Origin of the sequence: Catellatospora tritici, from assembly GCF_019083965.1 — a bacterium.
Classification (GTDB): domain Bacteria; phylum Actinomycetota; class Actinomycetes; order Mycobacteriales; family Micromonosporaceae; genus Catellatospora; species Catellatospora tritici.
The window spans coordinates 140,174-154,698 of record NZ_JAHRCY010000015.1 but is presented as its reverse complement, the minus strand read 5'-3'; the positions used below and the strand labels follow the sequence as shown (position 1 = coordinate 154,698).

The 14,525-nt window shown below is 71.1% G+C and carries 11 protein-coding genes; 4 read left to right on the top strand and 7 right to left on the bottom strand.

The features are described from left to right. Positions 1-65: 65 nt before the first annotated feature. The 3 genes from KUA19_RS29275 to KUA19_RS29265 are packed head-to-tail and all read right to left on the bottom strand — an operon-like array spanning position 66 to position 3,986. Positions 66-1,046, bottom strand: a complete 981-nt coding sequence (locus KUA19_RS29275) for a TAXI family TRAP transporter solute-binding subunit (RefSeq protein WP_217400980.1) — start codon at positions 1,044-1,046, stop codon at positions 66-68. A 1-nt stretch (position 1,047) separates the two neighbouring features. Further along, complete coding sequence (locus tag KUA19_RS29270; RefSeq protein WP_217400978.1) at positions 1,048-1,470, bottom strand: roadblock/LC7 domain-containing protein; 423 nt, start codon at positions 1,468-1,470, stop codon at positions 1,048-1,050. Further along, complete coding sequence (locus tag KUA19_RS29265; protein WP_217400976.1) at positions 1,467-3,986, bottom strand: sensor histidine kinase; 2,520 nt, start codon at positions 3,984-3,986, stop codon at positions 1,467-1,469. The genes KUA19_RS29270 and KUA19_RS29265 overlap by 4 nt, the downstream gene beginning before the upstream one ends. Before the next feature lie 291 nt (positions 3,987-4,277). On the opposite strand from KUA19_RS29265, the gene KUA19_RS29260 reads away from it, so the two are divergent. Continuing rightward, positions 4,278-5,915, top strand: a complete 1,638-nt coding sequence (locus KUA19_RS29260) for a PQQ-dependent sugar dehydrogenase (RefSeq protein WP_217400974.1) — start codon at positions 4,278-4,280, stop codon at positions 5,913-5,915. Positions 5,916-5,969: 54 nt separating this feature from the next. On the opposite strand, the gene KUA19_RS29255 is transcribed toward KUA19_RS29260, so the two are convergent. Both KUA19_RS29255 and KUA19_RS29250 read right to left on the bottom strand, forming a co-directional pair. Continuing rightward, positions 5,970-6,983 (bottom strand): OmpA family protein, encoded by a 1,014-nt coding sequence (locus KUA19_RS29255; protein ID WP_217400972.1) that lies wholly within the window; start codon positions 6,981-6,983, stop codon positions 5,970-5,972. Beyond that, a complete protein-coding gene (locus tag KUA19_RS29250) occupies positions 6,983-7,633 on the bottom strand; it encodes a helix-hairpin-helix domain-containing protein (RefSeq protein ID WP_217400970.1) in 651 nt (216 codons plus the stop codon). The genes KUA19_RS29255 and KUA19_RS29250 overlap by 1 nt, the downstream gene beginning before the upstream one ends. A gap of 330 nt (positions 7,634-7,963) precedes the next feature. On the opposite strand from KUA19_RS29250, the gene KUA19_RS29245 reads away from it, so the two are divergent. After that, complete coding sequence (locus KUA19_RS29245; RefSeq protein WP_217400968.1) at positions 7,964-9,370, top strand: cellulose binding domain-containing protein; 1,407 nt, start codon at positions 7,964-7,966, stop codon at positions 9,368-9,370. A 40-nt stretch (positions 9,371-9,410) separates the two neighbouring features. Further along, positions 9,411-9,893: a MaoC family dehydratase gene (locus KUA19_RS29240; RefSeq protein ID WP_308167708.1), complete on the top strand. Its 483-nt coding sequence runs from the start codon at positions 9,411-9,413 to the stop codon at positions 9,891-9,893. Between the two features lie 4 nt (positions 9,894-9,897). On the opposite strand, the gene KUA19_RS29235 is transcribed toward KUA19_RS29240, so the two are convergent. Both KUA19_RS29235 and KUA19_RS29230 read right to left on the bottom strand, forming a co-directional pair. After that, on the bottom strand, positions 9,898-10,101 hold the full coding sequence (locus tag KUA19_RS29235) for a hypothetical protein (RefSeq protein ID WP_217400966.1): 204 nt from the start codon (positions 10,099-10,101) through the stop codon (positions 9,898-9,900). Between the two features lie 27 nt (positions 10,102-10,128). Then, a complete protein-coding gene (locus KUA19_RS29230; RefSeq protein ID WP_308167707.1) occupies positions 10,129-11,181 on the bottom strand; it encodes a coiled-coil domain-containing protein in 1,053 nt (350 codons plus the stop codon). 289 nt (positions 11,182-11,470) lie between these two features. Here KUA19_RS29230 and KUA19_RS29225 point away from each other — a divergent pair, with 289 nt between their 5' ends. Then, entirely contained in the window at positions 11,471-14,467 is a 2,997-nt protein-coding gene (locus tag KUA19_RS29225; protein ID WP_217400964.1) for a putative bifunctional diguanylate cyclase/phosphodiesterase, read from the top strand. Positions 14,468-14,525: the final 58 nt, after the last annotated feature.

Here is a 14,525-nt window from a genome sequence, read left to right as displayed (position 1 = left end):
GTTCCCCTGGAAGGTAACGATTCCAGTGATACATGGCAATATTGAAGTTAGTGAAACTTTGTGGGTCAGCCGGCGGCGTAGAACAGCTCCGCGCCGGTGTGCAGGGGGAGGGGGTCGGTCTGGGGCGCGATCGCCTTGTCGATGTTGCCGCCCTCGGGGTGCACCGCGGCCAGCTCCGACCGGTAGGTGAACAGCAGCTCGGTGAGCTTGTTCGCCAGGTCGATCGGCATGTCCTCGCCCACCACGATCAGGTTCGGCACGGCCACCGTGGCCACGCCGCGGTCCAGCCCGTACGTCGCCTTCGGGATGGTGCCCGCGGTGTAGATGTTCGGATGTGCCTTGTCCAGCGCGGGCAGCACGTCGGCCAGCGACACCAGCGTGAACTTCCCCGGCGCCTGGCCGAACAGCGCGGTGATGCCGACCGTGGGCAGGCCCGCGGTGTAGAACATCGCGTCCAGCGCGTCGTCACGCATCATCGTCGCCATCTGCGACAGCGACGCCGACGTGCGGTTCAGGTCCCGGTCGGGGCTCAGTCCGGCCGCGGTGAGCACCCGCAGCGCGACCTCCTCGGTGCCGGAGCCCTTCGGGCCGGTCGCCACCCGCAGCCCCTGCAGACCCTTCACCGACGAGATGTGGGCGTCGGCGCGGACCACCAGATGGGTGTAGCTGTTCCACACCCGGGCCAGGGCACGCAGCCGCACCGGCTTGCCCGCGAAGGCGCCCCGGCCCGCCGCGGCGTCGGCCGCCACGTCGGCGAAGGTGAACGCGATGTCGACGTCGCCACGGGCGAGACGCTGCAGGTTCTCGCCCGCGCCGTTGGTCGGCGGGGCCAGCGCCTCGTACCCGGGCAGGTGCCGGTTCACGACGTCGGCGTAGCCGACGCCGATCTGGTTGAACACGCCGTTGGTGGGCCCGGTGCCGATGGTCAGGATGCCGTTGTGCCAAGGCGGCAGGCCGCCGTCCGGCTCGGACGAGCACGCCGTCGCGACGGCGGCCAGCAGCACGGCCGACACCATGACGGCCAGTCGGCGTCGGATCCCCCTCATGTCAGCCCTCGGTTCGGGCGCCGGGCTCGAGGGCGTACGCCACGCGGTGGGCCAGCAGGGCCGTCTCGTAGCCGATCTGACCCAGGTCGCAGCCGGGCGCGGTGACCACGGCGAGGAAGGCCCGGTCGCGTACGGCCATGATGAGCAGCACACCCTCGTCCATGTCCACCACCGTCTGCCGCACCTGCCCGGTGTTGAGGCAGGTCGCGGCACCGACGGTGAGGCTGGCCAGGCCGCTGGTGATGGCCGAGAGCTTGTCGGACAGGTCCTGGCGCAGTCCCTCGGACGACGCGATGGTCATGCCGTCCACGGACACGGCGAGGGCGTAGGTGACGTCGGCGATCCGTTTGGCGAACGAGGTCAGCAGCCAGTCCAGGCTGTGGACCTCTTCGGCACCGGCGAGCTGGGCGGAGTTCTGATTCATGATGTGCTTTCCTTCTTAGCCGGCGAGCTTGCCTGCTGCTCGAGGGCCAGTTCGCGGTGAGCGGCCGCGATACCGGTGGCCAATCCCGACAGCCGGGTCCGGACCACTTCCGGGTCCAGTGCGTCGACCCGTGGTCGGGCTACGGTGCCGCCGTCCGGTGCCAGCACGTCGCCGGGTCGGCGACGCGGCAGTCCTGACGGCAAGAGCTCGCGTTCGTGATGAGCGGGGGGTGCGGCGACGACCGCAGGGATCACCTGGGTCGCCGCTTCGGTGCCGCCCGGACGGACCGGGAAGTGGACGGCGGAAGACGGGACGGACGGGGTCGGCGGAACGGCGGTGACGGTGATGATCGGAGACGGGACGGTGGGTGAGTCGAGCGTAGGTGATGGAACGGTCGGCGAGGGGTCCCGGGACGGCTCGACGCCGCCACGCCGGGTGCGCAGCATCTCGCCGTCGGGCAGCGCCGGGCCGGGCGCCGACACGGTCAGCCGCTCGGCCGCGACGGGTGGCGGGGCCAGCAAGGTCGTCGGCAGCAGCACCAGTGCGACAGTGCCGCCGCCGGGGCTGCTGCGCAGCTGCACCGAGATGCCGCGCCGGGCCGCGATCCGGGCCACCACCAGCAGACCCATGGTGCGGGTCAGGTCACTGGTCAGCGTGGACGGACGGGTCAACCGCTCGTTGATCTCGTCGAGCTGCTGCGGCGGCATGCCGATGCCGGAGTCGAACACGCTGAGCGTCAGGCCGTCCACGCCGCGGCGGCTGGAAACCAGCACCCGGCTGTTGGGCGGGGAGAAGTCGGTGGCGTTCTCCAGCAGCTCGGCCAGCAGGTGCACCACGTCACCGACCGCGTGGGCGACCACGGACAGGTCGGCGATGGCCTGGGTCTCGATGCGGGTGTACTGGTCGATCTCGGCGGCCGCCGCGTGCACCACGTCGATGAGCAGCTCGGACCGGACGAATCGGCGGCTGGGCTCGCCGCCCGCCAGGACCAGCAGGTTCTCCTCGTTGCGGCGCATCCGAGCGGCGAGGTGGTCCAGCGCGAACAGCCGGGCCAGCGACTGCGGGTCGGTCTCGTCGCGTTCGAACTCGTCGATCAGGTGCAGCTGCCGCTGTACCAGCGTCTGCCCGCGCCGGGACAGGTTGACGAACATCGCCGACACGTCGTTGCGCAGCATCGCCTGATCGGCCGCCAGGCGCAGCGCCTGCTGGTGCAGCGCGCCCAGCGCCGCGCCGACCTCACCGATCTCGTCGGCGGGACCGGACAGCTGGGTGTCGACCCGGGTGGTCGCGGTCTTGGTGAGGCGGCGCACCGTCTCCGCGCTCGGCGCGGCGGCGACCTCGGCGATGGCGGTGGGCAGTTCGTCGGTGGCGACGGTGAGCGCGGCTCGGCTCAGCTTGCGCAGGCCACGGCTGGTGCGTACGGCCAGGAACACCGCGAAGGCCAGCGACACGATGATGGCCGCGACCGTGCCGCTACCGACCAGCCACGCCCTGCGCTGCGCGGTGGTCTGCAGCATGGCGGCCCGGTCGTCGAGATCGGTGACGACCTCCAGCTCGAACAGGTAGAGCCGGCGCAGCGCGTTGGTCTGGGCGATGTGCCAGGTGTCGGGGTCGACGCGCAGGGCCGCCGGGTCGGTGTCGCCGCGTAGCGCCGCCTCCAGCAGTTGCTCGGCCTTGTCCACGTCCTCGCCGCTGACCACCTTGAGGTAGCGGGCGTGCAGGCTCGCCCCGGCGATCGGTTCGAGCTGCGCCTCGCGCTCGATCTGGGCGCCGTGCAGCTCGGCGAGTTCGGCCAGCTGGCCGGGCTCGAACTCGTTGCGGCCGAACGCCTCGCGCAGCAGGCCGCGCGCCTCCGACCGGTGGTGCTCGAGCGCGTTGAGCACCGACACGGTACGGGCCAGCGCGTTCAGGTCCGCGTCCTTGGGTTCGGCGGCCAGCGCCTCGCCGACGGCGACCATCGCGTGGGTGAGGTCGTCGTAGATCTCCTCCGGGGAGGTCTCGCCGTCCTTGCTCTCGGCGTTCAGCGCGGCGGGCTGCTGGGCGCGGTCGCGCAGCTGGGGCAGGGCGGACAGGTCGGCACCGGCCTCGGCCAGCAGGTCGCGCAGGGCGGGCGTGGTCTGCATGACCTTCGCCGCGGCATCTCCATATCGCTGCACGGCCTCGTCGGTGCGCCGCCGCTGGGCCACGAGCAGCTGCTCGCCCGCCTTGCCGCCGCGCTGCAGCAGCGCCTCGGTCTCGGCGACCTCCTGCTCGAGTTGGTGGCCGAGTCGGACGGTGGCGGTGAGCGCGTCGGTCAGCACCACCGACTGCCGGGCGTCGTCGATGCTGCGCATCGCCGTGCGGGTCTGGATGCCACCGAGCACGGCGAGCGCCGCCGTGGCCACGGCGATGGGCAGGAGCAGCCGATACCGGATCGAGCGCAGCGGCTTGACCCGGCGGCGCGCTGGAAGGGCCGGTTCGGTTTCCCGCGCGTAAGGAGGTGCCCACGGCGGCGTGGAGCCGCTCGTGCCTGTCATTCCATGCACCTCCGGACAGTGTGTCGCGCCTTATTGAGCGTTGCGTGCGCAAACGTGTGCCACAACCCCCGAATCGTCCACCGGACGGCTACTTCGTGGTCACCTATGACGACACGTTCAGCGGTACCGGTGGCCGATCTGAGGGGATGGTAGATGTTTCAACGGTGTTTCGGTGAAGCGTGCTCACGTTAACGGGTTCTCATCGTCACCGGGCGTGTGGCGCCGTCGTGACCCAGGCGCTGTGGGTAGCCTGACCCGGATTGCCGAATAACTGGTGATTCTGGGGGAAATATGAAAACCCGCAACACCCTCGTCCTGGCGGCGGTGCTGGCCGTCGCGGTCGGCGGCGGCGCCTGGACCGCACTGCGACCGGCAGCATCCACATCGGACCCTGGTGTTGCGGCCGACGCGCCCGTCATCACCGAGCCCGCGGTGGAGGGTCGGCTGGTCAGCGGCGCCGACGTGCACATGGAGACGGCGCCGGCGGCGGCCGAGGCCGCCGCGCAGGTCCACGGGGCCACCCTGGGCTGCACCGACTGGGAGATCTGGACCACCCAGCCCGCGCGGCGGGTATGGTTCGGCGGCTGCGTGGGCGGCCCGCAGAAGGTACACGCGCACCTGGGCGACGGGGTGTTCGAGAACGAGTTCGCCGGGCGCGCGGACCTGGCCCCCGATCGCGACTACGAGCTGCGGGTGCGCTACCGGTTCGACACGGCGGGCGGGCAGACCCAGTGGGGCGCGTACGGGCAGCGGGCCTTCCGCACCGACGCGCGGCGCGAACCGCTGCCCAACGGCGACCGCTGGGTGGTGCGCCAGCCCGGTTACCGGGTCGAGGAGGTCGCCGACGGGTTCGAGCTGCCGGTGCACATCGCGATGGTGCCGAAGCACTCCGACGACCGCGCGGCGCCACTGGCGTACGTGACCGAGCTGTACGGCTCGATCAAGGTCGTCACCGGCGACTTCAAGACCCATACGTACGCCAAGGGCCTGTTGAACTTCGACCCCAGCGGCAAGTTCCCCGGCAAGGGCGAGACCGGCGTGACCGGCGTGGTCGTCGAGCCGCAGACCGGCGACGTGTTCGCGGCGATCCTGCACGAGTCCGACGGCAAGCACTTCCCGCGCGTGATCCGGCTGCACAGCACCGACGGCGGCCTGCACGCGGCCAAGCAGACCACGGTGCTGGACATGCCCGGGGAGTCGCAGGAGGCCGCGCACCAGATCTCGCAGCTGACCATCGGCCCGGACGGCAAGCTGTACGTGCACATGGGCGACGGCATGACCCCGGAGACCGCGCGCAACCTCGACTCCTTCCGAGGCAAGATCCTGCGGCTGAACCCGGACGGCAGCGCGCCGGAGGACAATCCGTACTACGACGCCAAGGACGGGATCACCTCCCGCGACTACGTGTACGCCCTGGGCTTCCGCAACCCGTTCGGTGGCGCCTGGCGGCCTGAGGGCGGCTACTACGAGGTGGAGAACGGAACCTCCATCGACCGGCTGGCCAAGGTCGACAAGGGCGTGGACTACCAGTGGAACGGCGAGCGCGAGAGCATGCGCCGGCCCGCCCTGTACGTCTGGGAGCGTTCGACCGCCCCCACCGCGATCGCCTTCATCGACCCGCAGGTCAACCACGGCGCCGGCTTCCCGCAGGACAAGTACGGCCACATGTTCGTGGCCGAGAGCGGCCCCACGTACGCGCTCGGGCCGCAGGAGCTGGGCAAGCGGATCGTGGAGTTCACGTTCGGCCCGGACGGTTCGGTGTCCGACCCCAAGCCGCTGATCGAGTACAACGGCGAGGGCCGCTCGACCGTGGTCGGCCTGGCCGCGGGCCCGGACGGCCTCTACTTCACCGCCCTATGGCCCGACGCCGAGAAGGACGACCCCACCTCGGCCCACGCCAAGGTCTACCGCGTCCGCTACACGGGCTGACCGAAACGCAGAGCGCCCCGCGACAGCTGTCGCGGGGCGCTCTGCGTTCGTGCGTCACTGCAGGACGATGAACTCCACCCGGCGGTTGATCGCCCGGTTGGTCTCGGTCGTGTCCGGCACCTTCAGCCGGGTCTCGCCGTAGCCCACCGAGGTGAGCCGGTCGGCGCTGACGCCGTGCGCGACCAGGAAGTCCACCACCGTCTTGGCCCGCGCCCTGGACAGCGCCAGGTTGGACTCGTTGCTGCCGATGGTGTCGGTGTGGCCCTCGATGCGCACCTTGACCGTCGGGTTGTCGGTCAGGATCTGCGCGGCCTTGACCAGCGCGGCCTGCCCGGCCTCGGTCAGCACGGTGCGGTTGTCCAGGAACGTCACCGGCGGCAGGCTGATCAGCGCCTGCTGCACCTCGACCTTCATCTGGTCGATGACGGTGGCGCCACCGGCCGTGGCCGCGGTCGCGATCGCGTCCTTGGCCGCCTGGGTCTTGACGGTGCCGGTGAGCGTCAGCGCGCCCTCGCGCAGCTCCACCGTGGCGTCGGCGGCGTTCTTGCCCAGTGCCTGCAGCACCGGGGCCAGACTGCCGAGCCCCGTGTCACTGACCGTCGCGTCAACAGTGACCTGGTTGTCGACCTCGGCCGAGATCGCGGTCGCCGCCTGCGCCAGCGCGGTGCGGGTGGCCTCGTCGGGCACCTTGCCGCTCAGGGTGACCTTGCCGCCGGCCACGGTGACCAGCACCGACGGCAGGACGGGTGCGGGCGGCGGGGTGGGCGCGGGGGCCTCGGGGATGACAGCCTCGGCGACCCGTACGCCCTCCAGCGCGCGCACGATGGCCAGGGCCGGGTCCGCCTGGTCCGCCGAGGCGACGCGCAGCGTGCCGTCGCGGCCGATGAAGCTGACCCGGATGCCGGTCAGCCCGGCCGCCGCCAGCGCCTGCTCGGAGCGGCCGGTGAGGTTGTCCTCGATCCGGTGCCGAATGGGGATGTGCTGCGCCACCACGATGCCGGTCAGGCCGACCACGGCGACGGTCAGCCCCACCAGCCGGCTGAACCTGCGGTTGTTCCGGTCGCTCATCAGGCCCGTCCCGTGTCCCGCCCGGCGACCAGGCGACGGGTCAGGTCCTCGAACCCGGCCTCGTCCCCGTCGGCGAGCAGTTGGGCCTGCGCGGCCCAGGTCACGATGCTGGGCGCGAAGTTCATGCCCGCGTTCTCGATCGCCGTGCGCAGGGCGGTCTCGTCGGCGGTGGCGAGCTGGGCGTACGTGCGGATGCCGGCGGCATTCAGGGCGGCCTTCATCTTCGGCCCGATGCCCTCGATGCGCTCGATGTCGTCGGCGGGGGTGTCCTCGGTCGCGACCGCGACGGCGGCGACCACCGGGATGTCGGCGTCGGCGGCGTCATCCGGCTCGACCTGCTTGGGGATCGCGGCCTTCACGATCGGAGCGACCTTGGTGACCGGGCGCTGCTGCACCTCGATCTCGTCGGACTCGGCGGCGGCGACCACCGGCTGCTCGGCGGCGACCTGCGCGGTGTCGGTCTTGGCCGACTCCATGGCCACCACCTCCTCCCTGATCCGGGACAGCGTGATGGTGTCGACCATCTCCTCGTCGACGGTCTCCTCAATGGACTCCGGCTTGCGCCGCGCCCAGAGCAGATAGCCGACGAGCAGGCCCAGGATGAAGGCAGCGATGATTATGAGGAGCGACTGGCCGATGAACCAGGCCACGAAGACCTCCAAAGTGAACGCGCTTTTCGGGGTGAAGCGCTGCGGGAAACTCGGGGCAGCTTCGCATACGCCTGTCGGTTGCGACAGAGCGCACCGGCCTGTTGTGGCGTCGTCGGCAGGGGCGGAGCCGGTTCGGCTGCTTGACACTCCACCGCTCGGACACCGGGTGTCGGCCACCCGGTGTGGTGTGCGACGATATCGACGGGAGCCTACGTCGTCGGCGGCCATCAGGGTGGGTCAGACCCGGCCGGACCACGGCGTCATGTCAGCCAAGCAGCGACACTCGTCACCGTGCCGTGCGCCGGTGGCGGGCGAAAGGACTTCCCGCTCATGACGACTCGACCTCTGTCCCTGTCGCGGCGCGCCGGTGAGCTGCGCCTGCGCGCGGCGGTGCTGGCCGCGCTGTCGGCGCTGGCCCTGGCCCTGCTCATGCTGCCGCGCCTGCCCGCGGCGGCGCTCACCGTGACCACGCCGGTCACCGGCAACACCACCTGGTTCGACGCGCTCGGCGCGCCGTACGGCGGCTGCGGCATGCCGCAGGCCAACCTCGACAGCCAGGACTTCATCGCGCTCAACGTGTTCAACACCCCGAACGACTACGCGTACTCGACGCGGCCGGTGCCCGCCGGGACGAAAGTCGGGGCGTGGGACAACGGGCGCAACTGCGGCCGGTGGGTGCAGGTCACCGTCGGCGACTACTGCACCGGGATCAACGACGGGGCACCCGGCCAGGCATTCTGCCGCAACGGGTCATACGTCGCCGACGGCTACAACGGCGGCGTGCTGAACATGCTGGTCGCCGACAGCTGCGGTGACGCCAACGCGTGGTGCCGGGACGATCCGTACCACATCGACCTGGCCAAGGCGTCGCTCAACCGGTTCGTCAAGAACGGCGCCACGGTGACCGACATGTACCCCAACCACTTCAACAACCGCCACATGACCTGGCAGTTCATCTCCGCGCCGAACTACAGCGGGGACATCAAGGTCGGGTTTCTGCAGGGCGCGCAGTCGTGGTGGGGCGCGATCGCGGTGTCGCACCTGGCCAACGGCATCCACGGGGTGGAGTACTTCGCCAACGGCGCCTGGCAGACCGCGAACATGAACAGCGACATGGGGCAGAGCTACCTCACCGCGCCGGTCACGGCCGGTGGCACCCAGTTCCAGATCCGGGTACGCGACGCCAACGACGCCCTGATCAACAACGGCCGGGTGTACACGTTCTCGCTGCCCGCCTCCTGCGGCTCGTCCTGCCCGGCGGCGTACACCGAGGTCGCCTACACCACCAGCGGCGGCCCGTCCGGCAGCCCTTCGGCCAGTGCCAGTGCCAGCGCCTCGCCGCGCCCCAGCACCTCGCCGAGCGCGTCGCCCAGCCCGTCGCCGAGCGCGAGCCCGTCGCCGAGCCCGTCGCAGAGCCCCTCGCCCAGTCCGTCGGGCCAGGGCGGGGCGTGCACCGCGACGCTGTCGCTGTCCAGCCAGTGGCAGGGCGGCTGGCAGGGCCAGGTCACCGTCACCGCCGGGGCGGCGGCGATCAGCGCCTGGACGGTCAAGTTCACGACCCCGTCCGGTGCCTCGATCACCCAGCTGTGGAACGGCGTGCTGACGGTCAGCGGATCGAACGTGACCGTCAAGAACCAGACCTACAACGGCAGCCTGACCGCGCGGGCCTCCACCACGTTCGGCTTCACCGCGACCGGTTCCCCGTTCAACGTCCCGCTCACCTGTACCAGCCCGTGAGCCGATGATCGGCACATGGGCATCCGTCTAGGATGCCCATGTGCCGAAGACGATCACGCACGTACACGACCTGGACTCGGTGGTGGGCCGGTTTCTGGGCCACAGCGAGTGGCACGAGATCACCCAGCGCCAGGTGGACCTGTTCGCCGAGGCGACCTGGGACCACCAGTGGATCCACACCGACCCCGAGCGCGCCGCCGCCGGGCCGTACGGGCAGACCATCGCGCACGGCTTCCTCACCATGTCGCTCACCCCGACGCTGCTGGCCGAGATCTGGCGGGTCGACGGCGTCGACATGACCGTCAACCAGGGTCTGGACAACCTGCGCCTGCGCGCCCCGGTGCCGGTCGGCGCCCGGGTGCGGATGGGGGCCGACCTGCTGTCGGCCCGCACCCGCCCGCGCGGCTACTTCGAGGTGGTGGTGAAACTGGTCTTCGAACTGGAGCACGCGGGCCGGCAGAAGAAGGCGGCCACCGCCGACCTGACCATCCTGCTGCGCGAACCCGCGCCGCAGGCGGCCTGAGCGGTCAGGACTGCTGCCCGCTCCAGCGGGCGTCGTCCTCGTCCCACTGTTCGTTGCGCTCCTGCACGCGCTGGAGCGCCTGCTCGGCCTCGGCGGGCGTACCGTACGGGCCGAGCAGGTTCTTCGCGGGGCAGCGTTCCTTGCCCGTCTCGACACGGTGGTGCACTACGCACCAGAAGTACTGCGGCGGGTTTCCGACATCCGTCATGAAATCACTATGCCCCGCCGCGCACCCCTACAACACCGAGACGTGTACGTGGTTGGTGTGGTCGCCGGCGGGGGAGTCGCCGCAGTTGGAGCCCGCTGAGCTGTACGACTTCCAGGCGCCGTTGACCCAGATCTTGCAGTACCAGATCACGTACATGATGCCGAGGCGGTTCGCGTTCTTGATGAAGAACGAGGCCAGCTCGTTGCCGTACGTCCGGTTGGCGCCACTGGCCGACCTGTTCTCGAACCCGCTGACGCCGGCGGCGAAGTCGCAGGCGCGGCCCTTGGGGTGCTCGCCGTCGCCGCCGTCGCGGTGGCAGGAGACGTAGTGGTTGAACCCGGCGGCCTTGGCCTGCTTCATCGCCCAGAGCGTGCGCGGGGTGATGCAGCCGCCCGTGGTCGGGTCGTCCACGCTGCACTTCTCGCTGGGCCAGGACCCGTCGGAGTTGCGCGGGGCGGGCTTGGCCAGCGGCGAGTTGGGGTTGATGTATCCGCTGGTGGTGCCGCCGCCGACGGCCGCCTGCAACGCCTTCTCGGCCGCCTTCTTGCGCTTGTCCATGTCGGCGAGCGCGGCCTGCTCGGTCTTGATCTCGGCTTCGAGGGCGGCCTTGGCGTCGGTGATGTCCCGCTGGCGCCGGGTCAGTGCGGCGAGGCGGCTCTGGTCGCGCTCGGTGAGCCGGTCCATCGCGCTGGCCCGCTGGAGCAGCGAACCGGGCTCGCCACCGCTGATCATCAGGCTGATGACGCCGAGGCGGCTGGTCTTGTACGCCTCCGCGGCGTACACCGCGACGAGCTTCTTGAGCCCGACCAGGTCGGCCTCGGCGGTGGCCAGGTCGGCGGTGAGCGTCTTCTGTCGGGCCTGCGACGCCTCCAGGGTCGCCTGGGCTTCCAGGTAGCCCTTGGCCAGGCTGTCGAGGTTCGCGCGCAGCTGGGCCAGCTTGGTGCTGCTGCCCTCGTTCGGCGGCTCGGCCAGCGCGGGCGCGGCCGGGGCGAGCCCGGTCAGCAGCAGGGTCACGGCGGCCAGCAGCAGCGCGGCCGTGGTGCCACGTCGCCTCGGCCGTCGGGGCGCGATGGGGGTCACGGGGGTTCCTTCCGTCGTTGCCGCGCGGACTCCGGGGTGCCGTCCGGGCCACCGGGGGTGGCGGCCGGGTAGACGGGCCAGGTGGTGGGGCCACTGGCGGAGTCGGGGTGCGCGACGGTTGGCAGGCGGTACGTGAACAGGGCTCGTTGCCAGGACAGGCGGTCAGACTACCGCGTCGTGGCGGGGCCCCTCAAAAGCGCATTCGAGCGACGCCCGGCCGGTCACGTAATACTGTTATCCGGAGGGGATTGTGTCGTCTCGCACCGTTTCGGCGCTATTCACGGCCTGGATGGTGCTGCTTGGCGCGCTCTACTACGCCATCGCACCGATCCAGGTGTGGCTGTGGGCCGTGCTCGGGGTAAGCGGCATCCTGGCCGTCGAGCTCGGGATACGCCGCAACCGCCCGAGACGCGCGCGCCCATGGCATCTGCTCGCCCTGGCGCTGTGCCTGTTCGTGGTCGGCGACGCCGCCTCGGCGGTGATCAATCGCGACAGCGGCACGCCCTACCATGTGCCCCTGGCGATCGACCTGTGCTACCTGGCCATGTTCGTGCTCATGAGCATCGGGCTGATGGGCCTGGCCAGCTCGGGCTCGGCGGTGCGCGACCGGGCGGGGCTGCTCGACGCGCTCACCCTCATTCTCGGCACCGGTCTGGTCGCCTGGGTGCTGGTCATCGAACCCCGGTTCACCACCCCCGGCCTCTCCCCGTTCGACCAGATCACCACCGTCGCCTATCCGCTGGCCGATCTGGTGCTGCTGGCGCTGGTGATGCGGATCGTGGTGGTGTCGCGCTGGAGCGCGCCGGTGATCCTGCTGGCCGTCGGCGGGGCGGGCATGTTCGTCAGCGACATGCTGCACCTGTTCGCCCGCCTGGACGGGTTCTGGCACATCGGTGGGCAGCTCGACGTCGGCTGGATGCTGCTGTACTGGGGCTGGGGCCTGGCCGCGCTGCATCCGGACATGGTGTGGCTGACCGAGCCTCGGCCGCTGCAGTCGGCCGAGCTGAGCGGGCGGCGGCTGGTCGTGCTGGGGCTGAGCTCGCTGGCGCCCCCGGCGGTGCTGCTGGTCGAGGCGCTACGCGGGCCGGTCGGCAACGGCGAGATCATCGCCGTGCTCACCGTGGCGATGTTCGCGCTGGTGCTGATGCGGCTGGTCGACGCGATGCGTACACATCGGCAGTCGCTGCTGCGCGAGCGCATGCTGCGCGAGGTCGGCGCGGAACTCGTGGGCTTCACCGACTCGGCTCAGGTGACCGAGGCGGTGCGCCGGGCCGCGACCGGGCTGATGCCCCGGGACACCGACCACCGGGTGATCCTGACCGTGGACCGGCCCGACCAGCCCACCCGGTCCGGTCCGGCCACGGTCGCCGCGCCCAGGAGCGCGCTGCTGTGCCGGATCGGCGACCTGCCCGAGCCGGACGCGCGCGAACTGGCCGGGTTCGACGTCGCGCTCAGCTGCCCGCTCGCCCCGGCCGATGGCGCCGCGGGCGGGCGGCGCATCGGCACCCTGCTGGTCGCCGCCGAGGAGAACGTGCTGCGTACGCTGCAGGGCTCGATCGAGGTGCTGGCGCTGCAGGCGGCGCTCGCGCTGGCGCGGATCACGGCCAACGAGGAGATCAACCGGCGCGACAGCGAGGCGTACTTCCGCGCGCTGGTGCACAACACCGCCGACGTCATCATGATCGTCGAGGCGGGCAACGAGATCCGGTACAGCAGCCCGTCGGCCATGGCCATGTTCGGCCGCGACCGGCTGGAAGGCACCGACCTGCTCGACCTGGTCGTGCCCGAGGAGCACGAGCGCAGCGCCGCCTACCTGCGGCGGGCCCGCAGCGAACGGCGCGGCGAGACCACCGACTGGACCGTCTGCGGGGTCGGCAACCGCCGCATCCAGGTCGAGGTCTCCAGCCGCGACCTGCGCGACGACCCGACCGTGGGCGGGCTGGTGGTCACCCTGCGCGACGTCACCCAGCGCCGCCGGCTGGAACGCGAACTAACCCACCGGGCCTTCCACGACTCGCTCACCAGCCTGGCCAACCGGGCGCTGTTCGTCGACCGGGTGACCCTCGCCGTCGACCGGGCCCGGCGCAACAGCACCATCGCGGGCGTCCTGTTCATCGACCTCGACGACTTCAAGGACGTCAACGACACCCTCGGCCATCCGGTGGGCGACCAACTCCTGGCAGAGGTGGCCGAGCGGCTGCGCGGGGTGCTGCGCCCGCACGACACCGCGGCCCGGCTGGGCGGCGACGAGTTCGCCGCCCTGATCGAGGACGCCGCGGACAACGCCGCGATCGAGCGGGTCGCCGAGCGGGTGGTGCGGGCGCTGTCGCTGCCCGTTCCCATCGGCGACCATATGGTGCCCGCCGAGGCCAGCGTCGGCGTCGCCACCACCCGCCACGCCGACGACGGCGACGAACTGCTGCGCCACGCCGACCTGGCCCTGTACGCCGCCAAGGGCGCGGGCAAGGGTCAGTGGCGCCGATACCAGCCCGCACTGCACGAGGCGCTGATCGAGCGCCTCCAACTGCGCGCCGACCTGGACCGGGCCGTGGCCGAGCAGGAGTTCAGCCTGCGCTACCAGCCGGTGGTGGGACTCGACGGCGGGCAGACCGTCGGCCTGGAGGCGCTGGTGCGCTGGGAGCACCCCGCCCGGGGCACCCTCGCCCCGGACGAGTTCATCGGGGTGGCCGAGGAGTCCGGGCTGATCGTGCCGATCGGCACCCAGGTGGTACGGCAGGCCCTGGCCGCCGCGGCGCTGTGGCCGACCCGGGTCGGGGTCGGGCCGTACGTCAGCATCAACGTCTCGGCCCGCCAGTTCCGCACCCCCGGCGTCGTCGCCGACCTGCTGCGCGAGCTCGACGAGGCCGGGCTGCCCCCGCACCGGCTGATGCTGGAGATCGTCGAGACGCTGCTGCTGCACGACGACGAGGAGGTCTGGGCCGACCTGGCCGAACTGCGCGAAGCGGGGGTACGGGTGGCCATCGACGACTTCGGCACCGGCTACTCCTCGCTCAGCTACCTGCGCCAGGTGTCCCTGGACGTGGTGAAGCTGGACAAGTCGTTCGTCGGGGCCATCGAGACCTCGCCTCAGCAGCGCGCCCTGGTCGAGGGCATCGTCCGGCTCGCCGCGACGCTGGGGCTGGAGGTCATCGCCGAGGGCATCGAGACCGAGCAGCAGCGCGACATCCTGCGCGACATCGGCTGCGGCTTCGGCCAGGGCTACCTGTTCAGCAAGCCGCTGCCCGCCTCCGACACCGTCGCCTGGCTCGTCACCGAACTGAAGTAAGGAAGGGCCCCTTCTTATCGCTTTACGTGGAGGAAGGGGCCCTTCTTGACGCCTACCT